Below are 20,297 nucleotides of genomic sequence, written 5' to 3'. Positions count from 1 at the left end.
TAAAGAAGGCACAAGAATTAATGACATTACTAAAATGTTGAAGTTCTTGTTATCACGCTTTCGCGAAAGCGTAAACAAAAAAACAACTTTACTCCTTTCCAGCCTTGAAGAGAAAATCCTTCTCGGCACGGCTCAAGCTGTCATAACCAGAAGCACTGATCTTGTCAAGTATAGCGTCAATGCGCGCTTGTTGATCTTTTGGATTTCCGGCGGCTTTTTTCTTGTTGGCACTTTTGTAAACGGTTTTCATTTTGGATTTTTTGGCAGGCTTACCAGATGACTTGAATAAATTACCTAACCAATCACCAGCAGCAGAAACTCCTGTCAATACATCAATACCATCTTTCATGCGCGTTGCAGCATAATATCCCAAAGCGGCGCCACCTAAATGAGCGATACTACCACCAGCATTGACGCCAGTGAAAATGGCGATAAGGTCAAAACCTAAAAACACTAATGCCAAATACTTGAGCTTAACGTTGAGTACAAAAAATAGGCGTATCTCATGATCAGGCATATAGGTGCATACAAAAAACACCACTGCAAAAACACCAGCGCTGGCACCCACTAATTGGGTATTGAATAAAAATTCGGTGAAAATGGCGCTGACAGCCGTAAATGCAAGACCACCGGCAAGAACGCCTGCCCAAAACAGCGATAGTAATTGTTTACCAGTAAATAAATTGAGTAAAAACTGACCCATAATGTACAAGATGTACATGTTTATCAATAGATGAAAAATGCCACCATGCAAGAACCCATAGGTGATAAAAGCCCATGGTTGCAATAATGGTTCAATGAAGCCAGCGGGCAACGCAAACCAACTCCAGATGGGTTGATACAATAAAGAAGCCAGATATATAACCAGATTCACTACTACCACCGTGGCAATGAGCTGACCTAGTACGTCAAGCTGTTTATATTTAAGTTTTACAGAATCTATAAAATCCATCAGTTGTCTATTCTATATTGATCGTAGTCGTTACGTTTCCAATACCATACCATAATAAAGCCAAATATCGCACCACCTAGGTGTGCTGCATGACCAATATTGTCTTGTAAATTAATGATTCCAATGGTGGCAAGTGTTTCATAAGCGACGTAAGCGCCTATCAACCATTTTGCAGCAATTGGTACTGGTATAAACAGCAATTGCAACTTTAGATTGGGATACAAATAAGCAAACCCTGCCAATACACCAAAGAGACAACCACTTGCTCCTACCATAGGAACTGCCAGTGAGGTTTTGGTGAAAAGGATATTAGGTATTTCATTAGCGCTGTAGCCTTTAGATTCTAATTCGGCAACGGTCTGAACGTATTGAAAATAATCTATTCCTGTCGTTAATAAATAAGCACCAATTCCTGAAGCGAGATAAAAAAATATAAATCGGTTGGATCCCATCCATCGTTCCAACAGTGGCCCGAATAATAGCAAACCATACATATTAAAAAGGATATGCATGAAACTGCGCGAATCATGCATAAACATATGCGAGAAGATTTGCCAGAAATCGAATTCAGGATGTTTAAAAAACCATAAACTGAAATCATAATACAGCTGTGGCGCGAGAAAAACGGTACCTATGTACATCACGACATTCAAGATGATCAAATTGCGTACTACAGGTGTGATATTACTAAACATTAATGGTCAAATTTTGAACTGAGCGTATCGCCCGTAATCGTAATAAATACTTTTTTACCAGCTGGTGATAGCGCTGGTTCCTCGCAAGCAAAAAGCTCGTCAATGACTTGCTGCATTTGCTCTACTCGTAATTGCTCACCTGTCTTAATCGCCATTTGTCCTGCCAATTGAGCCGCCATGCGCTGCAATTGTGCATCTTGCTGTTGCGGTACCTGTTCTTGCTCTGACTTTATCACGACATCCAGTAGTGGCTCTACTTGTGGTTCTTTCAAGTCCAGCGGTAAACCTTGAATTTCTATGACATTATTTTCAATAATACCAAATAAGAACCCTACGCTCTCTAATTGACTTTGTAATTGTTTGACAATATCAACCTCATCTGGTGATCGATTGATCTTTACAGGAAATAACAATTGCTGACTCACCCCATTTTGAACGGTAAGCTGTCTCAATAATTGCTCGTACAATACGCGCTCATGCGCTCGATGTTGATTGATTACCAGTAAACCACTTTGCAGCGTGCTAATAATAAACTTGCGCTGCAACTGGAAAATACTGGAGCCCGTTTGCTCTACATCATCATTGAATAATGAAGTAGAATTTCTGGGACTAGTCACAGTTTCATCATGCAATACACTCGTATCATCTAGTCCAGCATACAACGATTCCCAAGATCCAGCAGGTTTTTGAATATGTTGATGAACCTTTCTAGATGAACCCGTATCATTGAAAGGATTAAAATCTGGATCTACCTCTATACGAGGTGATTTAATAGCAGATCTACTCACTTCATACGGTACATCAAGTTCTGTATCCTTTTGAAAATCGATAGTGTTAATGGTAAATTGTCCTAAGGCATGCTTAACACTTGCTCTTATGATCGCATACAAGCTGTGCTCATCCTCAAACTTTACCTCTGTCTTAGTTGGGTGTATATTGATATCCACGCTATCTGGCGGTACATCCAGAAATAGAAAATAACTAGGGTTAGAGCCTTGAGACAACAATCCTTCAAAAGCGCTAGAAACTGCATGATGAAGATAAGAGTGCTTGATGAATCTATCGTTGACAAAGAAATATTGCAGTCCTTTGGTTTTTCTAGCATATTCTGGTTTACCTATGTATCCATGGATATTGAGCAATTCTGTTTCTTCCTTGATCTCAACAAGTTTATCGTCCACCTTATGACCCATGACATTGACAATGCGTTGCCGATAAGTTCCTGCAGGTAGATTGAATAAATCGCTGCCGTTATGTGAGAATTTGAAATGAATCTTGGGATGCGCTAGTGCTACACGATGAAACTCATTAGTCACATTACGCAACTCAACATTGTCCGATTTTAAAAACTTGCGGCGTGCAGGAACATTGTAAAACAAATTGCGCACACTCACAGTCGTTCCTACCGGAGCCACAGCAGGTTCTTGAGCAATCACTTTACTACCTTCAATAGAAATAGTGGTTCCCAGATCATCTTCTGGACGTTTTGTCTTAATAGTTACATGAGATACTGCGGCTACTGACGCTAGCGCCTCACCCCTAAATCCTTTGGTAGAAAGATTAAATAATTCGTCAGCAGACTGGATCTTTGAAGTGGCATGTCTTTCAAAAGCCATGCGTGCATCCATGGTGCTCATACCCTTACCATCATCGATCACTTGGATCAAAGTCTTACCAGAATCCTTTACAATTAACGAAATCTCACGTGCGTCAGCATCAATGGCATTCTCTAATAATTCTTTGACGACACTGGCTGGTCGTTGAACAACTTCACCAGCGGCAATTTGATTTGCAACGTGATCAGGTAATAACCTAATGATATCTGACATACAGTCAATTAAAAACTAAAGATGGATAAATCAAAATCAATAAGCCACAAAAACAAAAACACGAGAACTGCAACAATGATGTAAATGCGTTTTCTAGCCAGCGCATCAGTGCCTTCCTTATAATCACGCATGGCATTATTGAATTTGCCTTTCAACCCTAATCTATTTACGGTTGTGCGTTGATCATCAAATTTATGCTTGATCTCAAAAGGTTTTGAGCCTTCCTCGCTTTTATAATAGCGTGGCTCATAATCGTACTTCTTATTCTTACGGCGCAAAACTCCCATGATCTGTGACCTTTTTCAAATTTACGGATAACCTCTTGCTTTAAAAAGCAAAGATCATACCTCAACAGGACCTCTTTTCCACAAATTCGGGCAGAATAATTTTTACACTCTAATCCAGATTGTACATTTTCTTGCGTAAGTCTTTGATTTTAGAATCATCCATGTAGTCCTCAAAGGTCATGTAGCGATCAATCACGCCATTAGGAGTAAGCTCTACTACTCTATTACCTACGGTTTGTGCAAATTGGTGATCGTGTGTAGTCAACAATACTGTTCCCTTAAAATTCTTGAGACTATTATTAAAAGCTTGGATAGATTCTAGATCTAGGTGGTTAGTTGGTTCATCAACCATTAAGACATTAGCGCGTTTCATCATCATTTTTGATAACATGCATCGCACTTTCTCACCACCAGAAAGTACTCTTGCGCTTTTCAAAGCTTCTTCACCAGAAAATATCATTTTCCCTAGGAAACCTCTCAAGAATACTTCTTCACGCTCTTCTTCGGTTTGAGCGTACTGTCTCAGCCAATCTACCAGATTCATGTCAACATCAAAATAGGCGGCATTATCCACTGGCAAATAACTTTGCGTCGTTGTCACACCCCATAAAAACTTACCTGAATCTGCATCTACATTGCCGTTGATGATCTCATAAAACAAACTAGTCGCACGGCTGTCTTTAGAGAACAGCACGACTTTATCACCTTTAGCAAGATTGAGGTCTATGTCTTTAAACAATACCTCACCATCTACAGATCCTGTGAGCTTCTCGACATTCAATATCTGGTCACCAGCTTCACGATCGCGATCAAATATGATGGCAGGATAACGTCTGGATGATGGTTTTATCTCTGCAATATCAAGCTTCTCAATCATCTTCTTACGAGAGGTAGCCTGTTTGGATTTGGCTACATTGGCACTAAATCGTGCGATAAATTCTTGAAGCTCTTTTTTCTTTTCCTCAGCTTTTTTGTTTTGTTGTTGGCGTTGTCTAGCCGCTAGCTGTGACGATTCATACCAGAAAGTATAGTTACCACTGTACTGATTAATTTTTCCGAAATCGATGTCTGCTATATGAGTACACACAGCGTCTAGAAAGTGTCTGTCGTGACTCACCACAATTACCGTGTTCTCATAATTTGCCAGCAGGTTTTCCAACCAGGCGATGGTTTCATAATCCAGATCATTGGTAGGCTCATCCATTATCAGCACGTCTGGCGTACCAAATAATGCCTGTGCCAGCAAAACGCGTACCTTGAGCTTGCTGTCCATATCTGCCATTAAGGTATAGTGATATTCTTCACCTATCCCTAAGTTTGACAGCATGCTTGCCGCGCTACTCTCTGCATTCCAGCCGTCCATTTCTTCAAACTTCACCTGCAGCTCACCTATTTTCTCAGCATTCTCGTCAGTATAATCTGCATAGAGCGCATCAATCTCTGTCTTAAGTTTGTGTAGTGGCTTGTTACCTTTAAGGACGGTTTCTAGAACAGTATCCTCGTCATAGGCATTGTGGTTTTGCTCCAGCACACTCATGCGCTTGCCTGCCTCTAGATGCACGTGACCGCTAGTAGGCTCCATCTGGCCTGTCATCATTTTAAGAAAGGTTGATTTACCAGCACCGTTAGCGCCAATAATCCCATAGCAATTACTACCGCCAAATTTTGCGTTCACCTCATCAAAAAGGACGCGTTTTCCAAATTGTACCGATAGATTTGAAACCGTAAGCATGATCTATTTTTTAGGAGTGCAAAAATACGATTTAAGCATCGACACACAAGTCTATCGCAACACTCAATTTAACAGCCTGTTAACTGGCAATAACTAGTCAATGCTCGTGTTTTGCAACAAGTTAATTAATTGTAGTAATGAGAATTATGTTTAAGCTTTCGCGAAAGCTAACTTCTTACCGTCACCTATACCTACTATTGTGGTGCGCTGCATTATCAATTACATCCTGCAATTCTCCTACAGAAACTAAAACCATCATTAAGGGAAAAGTGGTTAATCCTGAAGTTTCCTATGTAGTGTTGACTGACTATGCTACCGTCAATGACACCATAAAACTTGATGAAAAAGGTATTTTTGATATAAGCTATAAAAATGCAGATGAAGGCTTTTACACCATAGGTTACCCAGGTGAATACCAGTCTTTTTTTCTAGCTCCTGGCGACAGTTTGAGGTTGCGGTTCAATACCAAGGAATTTGATGAGAGCCTATCCTTTACTGGAGATCACGCAAGAGAGAATAGTTATCTACTTGATTTGTTTCTTGATATGGAGCGCTCTAATATGGAGTTCCTAAGCATCATCAATGATGATCCACAGACGTTTTATGATAAGGTAAAACAAGTTCAAAACCAGCGTCAAGAAGCCTTGCAAAGAAGTGCAGAAAAATACAATTTCAACGATCACTTTACTGCCTTGACAGATTTTGTCATTAAGCTCAATTCCTATTACAAACTAGAGCAATATCCATTAAATAGAGATCAGAATATTTACCTAGATAATTCTCAATCATTGCCTGAGGAATTTTTCTCGCATCGTGATAGAGTAGAATTAGGAAATCCCAAATTGCTCAACAACTTTGCCTTTAGTCCTTATATAAATGCATTGATCTCGAACAAGGCGTTTGAGAAGGTGTCAAATGAGACAAACGCTGATGTTGACTTGACATCTTATACCTTTCACCAACAACGTATCGAGGTGATGGATGATTTGATCGAGGATCGATTTACCAAAAACCATCTTGCAGCCACCGAAATAAAAAACTTCATACGCACCCGTAAAAACGCTGTTGAAATCAATAAACTGGTCACAGACTTTCTTGCGGTATCTACTGACAGGAATCTCAATGCAGAGGTTACACAAATGGCCGCCACATATATAGACCTAGATCCCGGAAACATGTTGCCTGATTTTGACCTGCGCGGCATGACTAACGAGTCTATCAACCTGTCTAATGAAGTCGATGGTTTGAGTGTCATTTACTATTGGTCCATCAACGATGAGGAATATGCACTAGAAATTCACGATCAGGTAAAAAACCTACAAATCAAATATCCCGAAATAGAATTTATAGGTATCAACATCGACAATATATCCTATGAAGAATGGAAAGGATATATTCAAAATTATGGATTCAATAATTCTTTAGAGTACCAGATTGTCGATAAGACATCAGTAAATAGCCAGCTGGCATTGCGCAATAATCACCGTAGTATGGTTATCAACGATGACTTGACAATCATTGATCCCAGTATAAATCTATTTTACTATAAGATTGAGACCGTGCTTCTGGGATACATTAATAGGTAGCAGTCGTGTTATCATAAAAAAACCCTCAAGAAATTGCATTTCTTGAGGGTTTTTTAATTCCAGCTTTCTAGCTTAAGCAGCCTAGCTATTTCCTTTTTTATAGTCCGCTAGAAATTTAGCAAGGCCTATATCAGTCAATGGGTGTTTCATGAGACCTTCAATAGAAGAAAGCGGTCCAGTCATTACATCTGCTCCTAGCTTTGCACATTCTAGTACGTGCATAGTATGACGTACCGATGCTGCAAGAATCTCTGTCTCAAAGCCATAATTATCATAAATCAATCTGATCTCTGCAATCAGGTTAAGACCATCGGTGCTGATATCATCAAGACGTCCTATGAATGGTGAGACATAAGTAGCACCAGCCTTTGCCGCGAGCAATGCCTGGCCAGCGCTGAAGACTAGGGTACAGTTAGTCTTGATGCCCTTATCGCTAAAGTACTTAATCGCCTTGATACCATCCTTAATCATCGGGATCTTAACCACGATCTGGTCGTGTAATTTGGCAAGCTCTTCACCTTCTTTGACCATGCCATCAAAATCTGTCGAGATAACCTCGGCACTGACATCGCCATCGACTATCTCACATATCTTTTTATAATGTTCAATGATATTGTCGGCGCCGGTGATACCTTCCTTTGCCATGAGTGATGGATTTGTCGTCACACCATCTAGAACTCCTAGATCTTGAGCGTCCTTGATTTGATCAAGATTTGCCGTGTCAATAAAAAATTTCATATCAAGTTGTTGTTAATTTGAATTACCAGTACAAAAATGCGTTAACCACCTGCCTTATCGAGTATTTTTGAGTATCAATCTGTTATTAGTTTTTAACAACCTGAACCATGCAAACTCGATTCCGCTACATTTTTACCGTTTTGTTATTACTTATAATTACTGGTTGTGGTAGCAGCAATTCTGGATCACAACTAGGCATTTCTAAAACCGCGTCATTATCAGTACCGCCAGGCACCATTAAGGTAAACGATTCCTTATATATAGATCGCGTTCCCGTGACTAACCTCATGTATAATGAGTTCCTTGATAATCTAGAGAATTATTGGAGTATGAAAAAACATGACAGGATGAAAAATTACCCGCGATATAAATTGTCCGCAGATACTGTTTTCCAGCCTTGGACCGGTAATACAAGGTTATACATGGAGGCAACATTTCAAGATCCTAAAGCTGTTGTCGAGCGCAATTTACAATTAGGGAGTTATAGCAGCTCACCTCAATACAAGTATCATCCAGCAGTCAATGTCAGTAAATTTCAAGCAGAGTTATTTTGTTTCTGGCGCACCGACCTTGCCAATGCCGTTTTTGCCATGCGCAGCAACAATAAATCAAAACGTTCAAAATTTCCTTATAAAGTTACCTACCGACTACCCACAGCAAGCGAGATGGTAGACATTGAAAATACTGTCAATGCTCGCGGTGAGATGGTTTATTATCAAGATGAAATTTTCTCAGCTCCATTGGGCATTTACACGTTCAAATCCTTGCAGGAAAGTGGTAAACTAGTCATCATGGAACTCAATGAGATAGGTCAGGATAAAGTTTACAACCCGCTATTTAATGAACCTCTTCAATACTATGAACCTAGTGAACTCAAGACTGGTTTTAGATGTGTTTGTGAAGTTGACAACAATCAATCGACGCAGTAGGTATAAAATAATTACGCTTTCGCGAAAGCTAACAAACTACCATCATGGAAAACATAAAAATATCCTGGAAACATTTTACTGAAGATCTAGAAATCATGCCCGAAGTGGTTGTGGGCACGGTCGTGCTATACCTGCTTGTTATTGCGTGTACGCGCATGTTTGGGCTCAAGAGCTTCAGTAAAATGACTGGGTTTGACTTTTTGAATACTGTCGCTATTGGTAATCTTCTAGCGATGAGTGCGGCGACGAGTTCACCATCTCTATTTGTGGGCGCGTTACTTATAGGTATCCTGTATTTGCTTAATTATCTGGTGAGCTTCATCTCTTTTAAAAGCAACAAAATCCAAGGGCTTATCAATAACAAGCCTATAATCCTGATGTATAATGGTGAATTGATCGAGGAAAATCTCAATAAAACTAAGGTCACCATGACCGAAATTAGAGGCAAGCTACGTGAAGCTAATGTCCTGCGATTGAGTGAGGTGCGTGCAGTAGTTCTAGAAACAACAGGTGATGTAAGTGTCCTGCACACTTCGGGCGATGAAGATCTAGAGGACTTTATCATGCAAGATGTGAACGGTTATCCTGAATTGATTAATTAAAAATCATCATCGCCTAAATTTAATCTGTAAAGTGAGAATTTGATATGAGCATCCTACTCCTGATCGTGGGCTTGATCCTGTTAGTAATCGGTGGTGACTTACTGGTAAAGGCATCAGTTGGTCTATCGCTCAAGCTGTCACTATCGCGCATGATCATAGGATTGACAGTGGTATCCTTTGCCACAAGCGCACCAGAGTTGATTGTAAGCGTTCAAGGAGCGCTAGACGGCTATTCAGGACTAGCATTGGGAAATGTGCTAGGCAGCAACATTGCCAACATTGGCATCGTTCTAGGCGCCACGGCCCTAATAGCGCCACTAGATATTGAAAATGACTTTTTCAAATTCAATTGGCCATGGTTACTGGCATTCACGATAATATTGATGTTGTTCTTATGGCTTGGGTCTGATCTTGTACGATGGGAAAGTTCATTATTGCTGGTACTACTGGTAATTTTTCTAGTGACACTTATACGTAAAGCGAGAAAGGATAAATCTACCATGAACATAGAAATTACTGATGATATCCAACCTAATCCATGGTGGAAAATCATAGTTTATCTTGTTCTAGGCGGCATTGCGTTATGGCTAGGATCTGAGTGGCTTGTTGAAGGTGCTGTTGATATTGCCACGAGCCTCAATATTCCAGAAAGTGTGATCGCAGTATCCATGATTGCGATAGGCACATCCATACCAGAGCTTGCTGCCAGCATTATCGCTGCCTTGAAAAAAGAAAAAGCTATATCCTTAGGGAATCTAGTAGGTAGTAATATTTTTAACATCGGTTCTGTTCTAGGAATTACAGGTATAATTCAGCCCATCGTCATTGAGGAAAATAGCAGCAACCTCTTGAGCAATGACATGTTCTGGATGCTAGGGTTTGTCTTAGTGTTTATACCGCTAGCGTTTTTACCAATAAAGAACAGTATCGGCAGATTTAAAGGCGTTTTTTTGTTGCTAGCCTATTGCATATTTTTACTATTCGCCTTTGGCACCCCAATATTTTAAGGGTTATAAACAGAAAACATATTCATGTTGATAGTTTAACCCTAATTTAATGAGGGTCATTTTCATTTATTCTTATTTTTGCGGCATAAATTTTACAAAATTATGTCCACTCTTAGATTTCAGGCGATTAAAGAAACTTTAAATCGCAAACCAGTTGAAGTAAATGAACCTGCACGTCGCAGTGAGATATTTGGCAAGCACGTATTCAATAAATCTGCTATGCGCCAGCACTTAACCAAAGACTCTTACAAGAGTGTCATGGATGCCATGGAAACAGGTGCTAAAATAAGCCGTGACATCGCAGATCATATATCTACTGGAATGAAGGAATGGGCCATCCAGAATGGCGCGACTCACTACACACACTGGTTCCAGCCACTTACTGGTGGTACTGCAGAGAAGCACGATGCTTTCTTTGAATTAGAAATGGATGGTGAGGTCTTAGAAAAATTTGGTGGTGGACAACTGGTACAGCAAGAACCAGACGCATCCTCTTTCCCTAATGGAGGTATAAGAAACACCTTTGAAGCTCGTGGTTACACCGCTTGGGATCCTACATCACCAGCGTTTATCATGGGGACCACTTTGTGTATTCCTACAGTATTTATCGCATATACTGGTGAAGCGCTTGACTTTAAAACTCCGTTATTAAGATCCCTTCAAACGGTAGATCAAGCAGCAACAGCAGTTTGTAAATATTTTGACAAAAATGTCAATAAAGTAAACGCAACGCTGGGTTGGGAACAAGAGTATTTCTTGATCGACAGTGCGCTTGCAGATTCTAGACCAGATTTACAATTGGCAGGACGCACTTTGTTAGGACATGCAAGTGCAAAGGGTCAGCAACTGGACGATCATTACTTTGGTTCTATTCCATCACGTGTCATGAATTTCATGCGCGATATGGAAACTGAATGTATGCTATTGGGTATTCCAGTTAAAACTCGTCACAATGAGGTTGCACCTAATCAGTTTGAGCTGGCGCCAATATTTGAAGAAGCTAACCTAGCAGTAGATCATAATTCTCTATTGATGGATGTGATGCGCAAGGTGGCGTCAAGACATCACTTTAAAGTGCTGTTCCATGAGAAGCCATTTGCTGGCGTCAATGGATCAGGTAAGCACAACAACTGGTCGCTATCTACCAACACAGGTGTAAACCTTTTGTCGCCAGGTAGCACACCTATGAAGAATTTACAGTTCTTGACCTTCTTTGTGAACACGATCAAGGCGGTTTATGATCATGAAGAATTAATACGTTCCACTATTGCCAGTGCATCAAACGATCACAGACTAGGAGCTAACGAGGCACCACCAGCAATTATCTCTGTATTTATTGGATCACAATTGACAGCCGTACTGGATGAACTTGAGAAAGTAACTGACGGCAAATTATCACCAGAAGAGAAAACAGATCTCAAACTCAATGTAGTAGGTAAGATTCCAGAGGTAATTCTTGACAACACAGACCGTAACCGCACATCACCATTTGCATTTACAGGTAATAAGTTTGAATTGAGAGCTGTAGGTAGCACGGCCAACTGTGCGAACCCAATGACCGTTCTCAATGCTATTGTTGCAAATCAACTTATGGAGTTCAAGGAAGAAGTTGATAGCTTGATTAAGAACAAAAAACTTAAAAAAGACGAGGCAATTTTCAATGTCTTAAGAGAATACATCAAGAAGTCTAAGAAAATTAGATTTGAAGGTGATGGATATGGAGAAGCTTGGGAAAAAGAAGCTAAAAAACGTGGGCTAAGCAATAATAAGACGACACCAACGGCTCTTAAGGCCAAGATTTCAAAGAAAAGTATCAAACTCTTTGAAGATCTGAACATCATGAGCAAGGTTGAGTCTGAGGCTAGGTATGAGATCGAGGTAGAAGAGTATGCAATGCGCATCCAGATTGAAGGTAGATTGCTAGGCGATATTGCTCGCAATCATATCATTCCTACCGCAATCAGGTATCAAAACACCTTGATAGAAAACGTGCGCGGACTTAAAGAGATTTATGGAAAAGACTTCAAAAAAATCGCTAAAGAGCAGATGATCATCATTGAAGAAATCTCAGAACACATTGAGAATATCAATAAAGGAATTACTGATATGACCGAGGCTCGTAAGAAAGCCAATAATGAAAAAAATGCAGAGAAAACGGCTTCAGCATATTGTGATAAAGTCAAACCTTATTTTGACGACATTAGATATCACTGTGATAAGCTAGAGATACTGGTTGATGATGAGATCTGGCCGTTGACCAAATATCGTGAGCTGCTGTTTACCAGATAGATAGTAAGAAAACGTTTATAAAACTCCTTGAATGATTTCAAGGAGTTTTTTTATGCAGTATAGCGATAACGTTTTCGCTTTCGCGAAAGCAAAATCATATCGATCTTATAAATTTTATTTAATTTTACTTAACAAGAATTTGACAACAATGTTAAATTACTTCATCTAAATCAAGACGTTATGAAAAAAATCTACTCAATGTTTACGCTATTGCTTCTCACAGCAGTTGCATTTGCTCAAACACCTACACAACTTTTTGACATCTATCCTGGATTTGAAGAAGATGGTGATCCTAACCAGTCAGCGCCTAACAATTTATTTGTTTTTGGTGATCAAGTATTTTTTGGAGCCGACGATGCCTCTGGATCTTTGACTGATGGTGAAGATGCGGGTCGGGAATTGTATGCTACCAATGGTTCTGAACTCAATTTTGTGAAAGATATTAGACCAGGAAGTGGCGCTGGTAGTAGCCCATTTAATTTCTTTGTATTGAACAATCAATTGTATTTCACAGCAAACGATGGCGCCTCAGAATTGTGGACTAGCGATGGTACTGAAGAAGGAACAACCAAAGTTGACCTTTTCCCTGCAAGAAATGGTGACGTTCCTAACAATGCAGTAGTAGCCGGTGATATTGCCTACTTGACAGTGAATCTTGACAATGGTAATAACCAATTAGCTTCATTTGATGGTACGGATGCCCAAGTTTTACCAAACGTTATCGATGGAGAAATCGTTGCTGCAACGGCAGTAACATTCTACAACGATCTTGTTTTTGCCTATATGGAAACCAATCTTCAAGAAGAAGAATTAGGACGTGAATTATATTCCTACAACCCTGCGACTAGCACTTACAGTCTCGTTAAGGATATCGCAACAGGTGATGCAAATAGTGGCATAAGCAATTTTACGATCGCAAACGATATGCTATACTTTGAGGCTCAAGGCAACTTATGGCAAAGCGACGGTACTTCAGATGGTACTGTAGAAAATCCAGCTGCTGCCTCATTGGGAATGAATGGAACCAGTAATTACTTTGAATATAATGGTGATGTTCTTTTTGAAGGCGACACGGGTGCTGGTGATCAGCTGTGGATACTGGATACAGAAACTGGGATTATCACTCAATTGAGCAACAATTCTGGAGAATTTCAAGATCACAATCCATCTGACTATGTAGTTTACAACAATGCAGTGTACTATGCGGGTACTGCAAATAATGATGGAGAACGCAATTTGTATAGAACTAACGGTGCTGAAATAAGAAAGATCGACGGCACGGTAGACGATGTGGATGACCTCGTAGTATTAGGTGACCAGATAATTTTTGAGGGTAACAATGGTGATGGTAGAGAGTTGTTTTCTTTCAATGCTGCGACAGCAAGTATTGAACGATTTGAGAATGGTGCGATCACTCTATATCCCAATCCATCCATTGACGGTGAAATTAGATTCACTGGTACGGTAAGTAATGATATGAACTATAATGTTTATGATCTAAGTGGTCGTAGTGTTCAAAGCGGTGAGATCAACAACGCGTCTATCAAGCATAATCTTAAAACAGGTGTTTATTTTGTAAGTGTAAGCAACTCTGAAATAAGCAAGACTATCAAATTTGCAGTTAAGTAAGAATTTTACATCTTAAAACATTAGGCTGTAAAGGATTACTCTTTACAGCCTTTTTTATAAAATGTCTTTATGAAATTTTGGTTCCTTCTACTTTTATTATTGATGACTGGATTTCTCAATGCTCAAAATAGCACTAGGGTAAGCGGTATCGTGATAGATAAATCTACGAGTGAACCACTTTTTGGCGTTACGGTACAGATAAAAGGAACCAATGCAGGCGCGGTAACAGACTTTGATGGTAAATACAACATAAGCATACCTGCAAGTAGCGACACTTCACCTACTCTAGTCTTTAAAGCGTTGGGTTATGAAACCAAGGAAGTGCTGGTTGACAATCAAGCTATCGTGAACGTTTCGTTACTAGAAGACATCGAGTCACTTGATGCAGTGGTTGTCACCTCATCCTATGGTACTAAGAAACGTCGTGAAGAAGTTGTGGGTAGTATAAGCAGTATCAAACCACGGGAACTAGCAACTGAACAGCCAGCCACTAGCGTCGATGAATTATTAGAAGGTCAAGTTGCTGGAGTTCTCATCAACAGTAATGTAAATCTAGGCGAGCCTGTATCTATCGATATACGCGGGCAAGGATCACTGACACCGCTTGACGGCAACGTATCTGGTACAAGTACACAGCCACTAATTATCGTGGACGGCATTATCCTCACAGAAGAATTAGGCATTGAAGGAAATAATTTCTTTGATGCAGATACTGGTAGATTTTCAGAGAATTTCTTGAATCCGCTAGCGCGTGTAGGAATACAGGATATTGAATCCATAGAAATCTTGAAAGATGCCGCTGCCGTAGGTTTATACGGTGCAGATGCTGCCAACGGTGTGATCCTTATAACCACCAAAAGTGCTCGACCTGGAAAACTAAGGCTCAACGCCTCTATTCAAGGTGGTCGTACAACTGCGTTTGATCAAATTCAATACATGAATGGCGAGCAGTTCAATGAACTGCGGAATATTTATAACATTAACAATGGTGATTTTGGAGCGGTACGTCCTTATAATGGTGTTGATACAGATTGGTTCGGTTTATTGAACGATGACGGTACTTTTTCTAGATATAGTTTAGGTGGTAATATAGGTGGTGAGATAGTTCGCTTTCGCGGAAGCGTAACTTACCAAAACAGGCAAGAAGCCCAAGTGAACAATAGCTTTGAGCAATGGAATACAAGCTTCACAACCAACATAGTTACCGATAAATTTAATGCAGCAATTAAATTGAGTCCATCATGGGTAACTAAAAATAATCCAAATACATTGGGCAGCTTTCCGCTAGACCCAACCTTACCTGTACGCGATGAAAATGGTAACCTAACGCTACTTCCCAATATAGGGAACCCAATTGCGGTAGCGCAACAAAATGTAAGTGAAGCAAACACTTTTGCCTTGCTGGGAAATATCAACCTCAATTATAAATTCAATAATAGATTTAACATCACCATGCTTTATGGTACTGACTTCTCTAATAAGGAAGAGGACAAGTTTTTTTCTGGTTTGAATGGTAGTGGTATTACCAACAATGGTGAGTTTGGCCGTCGTATACTGCGTGAACGCAACAATAGATCCTGGAATTGGAGTACCACGGCATCTTATGAGCAGTCTTTTAATGATATCCATAATGTAAGTGCTATTGCGGGAATAGAGACGCGCGGTGAGGTTGTTGAACTTAGTTATATCGCTGGTACCGACTTTGAAAACTTTGCTACACCGCAACCCATAGAAAGTGCTGCGGAAATCGATAGAGAAACAGATACTAATGAGCGCTACGGTAGGTCTGGATACACACAGATTTCCTATGACTTTGATAAGACCTATTTTGCTTTGATCAATTTTAGGGTAGATCAAAGTTCTGCTTTTGGTGATGACAATAACACTGCTTTTAATGGTGGCGCTGGAGTTAGTTGGGTATTGTCCAATGAGAAATTCTTAAAAGATGCAGACTTTACAGACTTCTTGAGACTACGAGTAAGCTACGGTACCACAGGAAATTCGCGCATAGGTAGTTATGCCGCACTAGGATTATATGACATCAATAATGGTGGTTACAATCAAACTGACAGACGAGCCAGTCCTCAAGGCACCGCACCCAACCCTAATCTAGGATGGGAAAAAAACAATAAATTCAATATAGGACTGGATTACAACTTTGCTCAGCGCTTTAGAGCCACTCTAGAATTTTTCAATGATCGCATTGATGATATAATAACAACTCGACCTGCGTTACCTGAAACTGGTTATACCAATATTGAGATCAATGGATCCTCGATGCGCAATCGCGGCATTGAATTCTCCATCGAGGCGCAGTGGTTTAATAATGAAAACTTCAGCTGGACTACAAACTTCAATGCTGCATCGCTTGATAATGAGATATTGTCCTTATCGGGAGCGAGCTCAGAATTTTCTGCTGCGGCAACGGCTAGAGCGCAGCAAGTAGGATCTCCTACCACTGCCCTATTTGGTTATGAATCAATAGGTATTGATCCTGCTACGGGACGTGAGTTATTTAGAGTAGATGGTAATATATATGACAGTAATGAGGTTCGTGAACTTTTTGACATTACAGACGCTCAAATAATCGGCGATACACAACCTGACTTTTATGGTGGTATGCGCAATACATTGAGCTACAAATCCTTTCAACTCGCTATTATTAATTCATTTACCTATGGTGGTGACATAAGACTGGATCGCAATCTCATTGATGGATACAATGTTCTCACTAACCGAAATCTAAACCTCAACGTTTTTTTTGATGCATGGAGACAACCTGGTGATCTAGCAGCAAATCCAGCGCCTACCAACAGCAATTCACTGGTAAATTCTTCTAGATATGTGTATGATGGCAGCAACATCCAATTAAAAAGTATCACATTGTCTTACACGGCACCTGTTGACAAATGGAAATTGCCGGTAAACTCGTTAAGTTTTAATATCAATGGTTCAAACCTTTATTATTGGTACAGTGATGGTAGGCAATCTGGACGCAATTCAATTGCAGAACTTTCTAACGTCTATCCACAGCAGCGTACCATATCTATAGGATTAAATACTACCTTCTAATGAGAAATCGACTATTATACATTTCGCTCATTATAATGCTAGCCAGCTGTAGCGATTTTCTAGATGTAGAGCCTGACGAGCAGGTTTCTATCAGCGAGCAATTATCTACCCAAGAAGGTGTTGAGGAAGCAGTATCAGGAATTTACTTCTCAATCGAGGCTCAACTTTCAGGATTTGTGCATACTTATCCTGGAATCACTGGTGGTAATATCACCTTTGCACCACGTATAAGTAATAGAGAACTTGAGGTGCCTTCTGATATTGATCTGACGTATAATTTTGAAAGCAGAGAAGATAGCTTTGACTTTGAGAGTTATTATGATAATGGATATGATGACATCAATGCTATCAACTTGATACTTGCTAACATTGACTCTTTTGAATTCTTGACTGATGGTCAAAGAGATCAATTAGAAGCAGAAATGTTGACAGCAAGAGCCTTGTCGCATTATCAGTTAAGCTTACTTTTTTCTCAAAATAGAAATTTTACATCAGACGGCAGCCATCTGGGAATTGTTTATAATACCAGACAGCTGGAAGCAAGTATCGATTTTCCTGCAAGAAATACGGTAAATGAAGTTTATGAACTATTGCAAGCAGATCTAGAACGCGCTCTAGAACTTTTTACGGGAACCTCGTTTTTGGACGTTGGGCCAGAGAGATCTTATTTCAATGAAACTAATACTAGAGCAATTTATGCGAGAGTCGCACTGCAATATAATGATTGGGAAACAGCAGCGTTTCAAGCAAACGAAGTCATATCAAATTCAAACGTCTCTCTAACATCACAAGATCAGTATGTTGATCAATGGCTTACCGATCAAGATTTAAATGAAGGTTTACTAACTTTCAGCGCGCCACAAACTTCTGAAGGTGATGTGTCTTCGAGTGTTTCAGCTTATTATCTATTTACGAATCAAAATATCTACAACAGGTTTGTGGCCAGCGATGACCTATTGGATCTGTTTGAAGATGATGACATAAGACGAGAATTATACCAAGAACAGACCTTACCCACTAGCAGATTTGGAGAAATAGAATTTGAAGATTACAATTTCTCACTCAAATATCAGGAAGATAACGCAACCACGTTTATTAGGTTGAGCGAGATGTATCTGATCCATGCCGAAGCACTCGCTCGATTGAATACTGATAATGGATTGGCCTTATCTAGATTGAACGATATAAGAAATCGAGCTGGCATTGAAAGCCTTGATAGTACCGACAATTTACTTGAAGAAATCTTCTTGGAACGCAGGCGTGAAGTCGCATTTGAATCACAATTACTATATGACCTCATGCGTTATGAGAAAGACATAGAACGCGATCAGGGTTGCTTGAGTAATGTATGTAATTTGTCTTATCCATCACCGTTTTTCATATTACCAATCCCAGAAGAGAGCGTTATCAATAACGAAAACATGATACAAAATGAAGGCTATTAAAATTAGATCATTTTTATTGCTTGCCTTTTGCTGTGCAGCCATACTATCATGCGAAGAAGATGATAACGGTCGCAGCTTTGACGCATCACAAACCCAATTTGTGCGCTTCTTTTTACAAGTTGATAGCGATAACAATCCTATCACTGCGCCTCAGATAGAATTGGGATCAAGTGCTGTCTCAGTATTTGATAAGAGTGATCGTTTCAGCCTCAAGGTTCCTGTGGCATTAACTTCAGCACCACTAGATGAACTGGTAACCGTAAATTATGAAGTCAGCGATAATGATATTGATGAGTATACCATAACGCCTGATCAATTGACATTTCAAGGCACTCAGCTCGTTGATACATTATTAATTCAGATCAATGAGCGCTGGGATGCAGACGATGAACCTAGTATCGTATTGCAGCTTACACAAGCTAGTGATCCCAACATCGAGATAGGCGCACCCAATCCAGATCGTACTAATGACGTGCTCACCATCAATCTAGAAGAAGTCGAGCAAGTGTACCGCATCTCGTCAGACAGTCGTGTAGAAATAGGCAGTGAAGCTGGTGATGAATCCATCATAACAATAGAATTCCCTAATGGTTTTCTACAAGAAGATGTAGAAGATTTTGATCCTTTTGAAACTCAAGATTCAAACTTTAATTTTGAAATTGAGGCGTTGCCGGTAACTAGCGAGAACCAAATACAGTACATATTCCGCACGCTGGAAGATTTTGACATTGATGAGCAAACATATCGTGCTAACCTCAATCTTAACGAGTTGAGCGACTATGAGGTTATAGGAAATCCAGGTGTCACATTGATTCGTGGACCACTGTCCGATCGTGATATAACCTTGAATACCGCCTCTCAGTTTTATGATACAAACGACCAGTTTTATAGAGTATACGGTGTTCACTGGTTTGATTTTAATCAGGATGGAGAATGTGAATGGAATGATTATAACACCTTCACACAGCCGGTGGTTGTCGATCGCGACGATCCTAACGCCGTATTAGGCGATGACAATGGCACTGCAGATACTAGTGATGATATATATTATCACGCCTTTAGAGTTGGATTTAAAACCTTTCTTGAAGGTCGCACCACAAATCCTTTTAATTTGAGAAGATGGTTCACTAATGAAGGAACTGATGAGGATACATCACCAGGATTGAACATCGTACCAGCACTAGAATTTTTCCCAACTGATGGTACGTCCAGCACTCAAGGCATTGTTCTTGTAATAGATCAAACCATTGAAATAGGTAACGATAGCGGCAGCGAGCTCATCCAAATTAGTGGATCTGGTACCTACAATGAAATCAGTCCTGGCGTCTTTGAGTTAGATTTTGCTTTAAATGCGACAAACCAACAACTTTTTGGTGGTACGAGAACTGATGAATACAGGTTATACAACATCCGTGATTTTGAAGAACCAGCCTTGTTAACCATCGATTGTAAGATTCCCATTGCCCTTTAAAAAGATAATTGATATTGATAATTTTGCTTTCGCG

Annotated in this window: 15 protein-coding genes; 9 read left to right on the top strand and 6 right to left on the bottom strand. The window is 39.9% G+C overall.

The genetic code is table 11. From position 1 onward, the window contains the following. Positions 1 to 88: 88 nt before the first annotated feature. The 5 genes from EJ995_RS06895 to EJ995_RS06875 all read right to left on the bottom strand — a co-directional run bounded on the left by EJ995_RS06895 (position 89) and on the right by EJ995_RS06875 (position 5,495). Entirely contained in the window at positions 89 to 952 is an 864-nt protein-coding gene (locus EJ995_RS06895; protein WP_126446949.1) for a rhomboid family intramembrane serine protease, read from the bottom strand. Continuing rightward, a complete protein-coding gene (locus EJ995_RS06890) occupies positions 952 to 1,647 on the bottom strand; it encodes a rhomboid family intramembrane serine protease (protein ID WP_126446948.1) in 696 nt (231 codons plus the stop codon). Before EJ995_RS06890 ends, EJ995_RS06895 begins: the two co-directional genes overlap by 1 nt. After that, entirely contained in the window at positions 1,647 to 3,476 is a 1,830-nt protein-coding gene (gene mutL, locus EJ995_RS06885) for a DNA mismatch repair endonuclease MutL (protein WP_126446946.1), read from the bottom strand. Before mutL ends, EJ995_RS06890 begins: the two co-directional genes overlap by 1 nt. Before the next feature lie 8 nt (positions 3,477 to 3,484). Further along, the gene (locus tag EJ995_RS06880; RefSeq protein ID WP_126446944.1) at positions 3,485 to 3,763 is read right to left on the bottom strand and encodes a riboflavin synthase subunit beta; all 279 of its coding nucleotides are present in this window, start codon (positions 3,761 to 3,763) and stop codon (positions 3,485 to 3,487) included. A gap of 109 nt (positions 3,764 to 3,872) precedes the next feature. After that, complete coding sequence (locus EJ995_RS06875; protein ID WP_126446942.1) at positions 3,873 to 5,495, bottom strand: ABC-F family ATP-binding cassette domain-containing protein; 1,623 nt, start codon at positions 5,493 to 5,495, stop codon at positions 3,873 to 3,875. Positions 5,496 to 5,632: 137 nt separating this feature from the next. On the opposite strand from EJ995_RS06875, the gene EJ995_RS06870 reads away from it, so the two are divergent. Further along, positions 5,633 to 7,081 (top strand): TlpA family protein disulfide reductase, encoded by a 1,449-nt coding sequence (locus EJ995_RS06870; protein WP_126446940.1) that lies wholly within the window; start codon positions 5,633 to 5,635, stop codon positions 7,079 to 7,081. Positions 7,082 to 7,162: 81 nt separating this feature from the next. Here the strand turns inward: EJ995_RS06870 and fsa are convergent, their stop codons facing one another. Continuing rightward, on the bottom strand, positions 7,163 to 7,819 hold the full coding sequence (gene fsa / locus EJ995_RS06865) for a fructose-6-phosphate aldolase (protein ID WP_126446938.1): 657 nt from the start codon (positions 7,817 to 7,819) through the stop codon (positions 7,163 to 7,165). Positions 7,820 to 7,926: 107 nt separating this feature from the next. On the opposite strand from fsa, the gene EJ995_RS06860 reads away from it, so the two are divergent. The 8 genes from EJ995_RS06860 (at position 7,927) to EJ995_RS06825 (ending at position 20,263) form a co-directional block, all read left to right on the top strand. Next, positions 7,927 to 8,748 carry an SUMF1/EgtB/PvdO family nonheme iron enzyme gene (locus EJ995_RS06860; RefSeq protein WP_126446931.1) on the top strand — a complete coding sequence of 274 codons (822 nt, stop codon included), beginning with the start codon at positions 7,927 to 7,929 and terminating at the stop codon, positions 8,746 to 8,748. Positions 8,749 to 8,792: 44 nt separating this feature from the next. Further along, positions 8,793 to 9,350, top strand: coding sequence for a DUF421 domain-containing protein (locus EJ995_RS06855; protein WP_241234604.1), 558 nt, complete (start codon positions 8,793 to 8,795; stop codon positions 9,348 to 9,350). A 44-nt stretch (positions 9,351 to 9,394) separates the two neighbouring features. Then, positions 9,395 to 10,357: a calcium/sodium antiporter gene (locus EJ995_RS06850; protein ID WP_126446929.1), complete on the top strand. Its 963-nt coding sequence runs from the start codon at positions 9,395 to 9,397 to the stop codon at positions 10,355 to 10,357. 102 nt (positions 10,358 to 10,459) lie between these two features. Further along, positions 10,460 to 12,646, top strand: coding sequence for a glutamine synthetase III family protein (locus tag EJ995_RS06845; RefSeq protein WP_126446927.1), 2,187 nt, complete (start codon positions 10,460 to 10,462; stop codon positions 12,644 to 12,646). A gap of 180 nt (positions 12,647 to 12,826) precedes the next feature. Next, positions 12,827 to 14,275, top strand: a complete 1,449-nt coding sequence (locus EJ995_RS06840; protein ID WP_126446925.1) for a T9SS type A sorting domain-containing protein — start codon at positions 12,827 to 12,829, stop codon at positions 14,273 to 14,275. A gap of 69 nt (positions 14,276 to 14,344) precedes the next feature. Beyond that, a complete protein-coding gene (locus EJ995_RS06835) occupies positions 14,345 to 17,347 on the top strand; it encodes a SusC/RagA family TonB-linked outer membrane protein (RefSeq protein WP_126446923.1) in 3,003 nt (1,000 codons plus the stop codon). Beyond that, positions 17,347 to 18,792: a RagB/SusD family nutrient uptake outer membrane protein gene (locus tag EJ995_RS06830; protein ID WP_126446921.1), complete on the top strand. Its 1,446-nt coding sequence runs from the start codon at positions 17,347 to 17,349 to the stop codon at positions 18,790 to 18,792. The genes EJ995_RS06835 and EJ995_RS06830 overlap by 1 nt, the downstream gene beginning before the upstream one ends. Next, complete coding sequence (locus tag EJ995_RS06825; RefSeq protein ID WP_126446918.1) at positions 18,779 to 20,263, top strand: hypothetical protein; 1,485 nt, start codon at positions 18,779 to 18,781, stop codon at positions 20,261 to 20,263. Before EJ995_RS06830 ends, EJ995_RS06825 begins: the two co-directional genes overlap by 14 nt. The last annotated feature ends 34 nt before the right edge of the window (positions 20,264 to 20,297 follow it).

This window comes from Nonlabens ponticola, assembly GCF_003966335.1.
In the GTDB taxonomy this organism is placed as follows: domain Bacteria; phylum Bacteroidota; class Bacteroidia; order Flavobacteriales; family Flavobacteriaceae; genus Nonlabens; species Nonlabens ponticola.
This window is presented reverse-complemented; position numbering and strand designations above follow the sequence as displayed.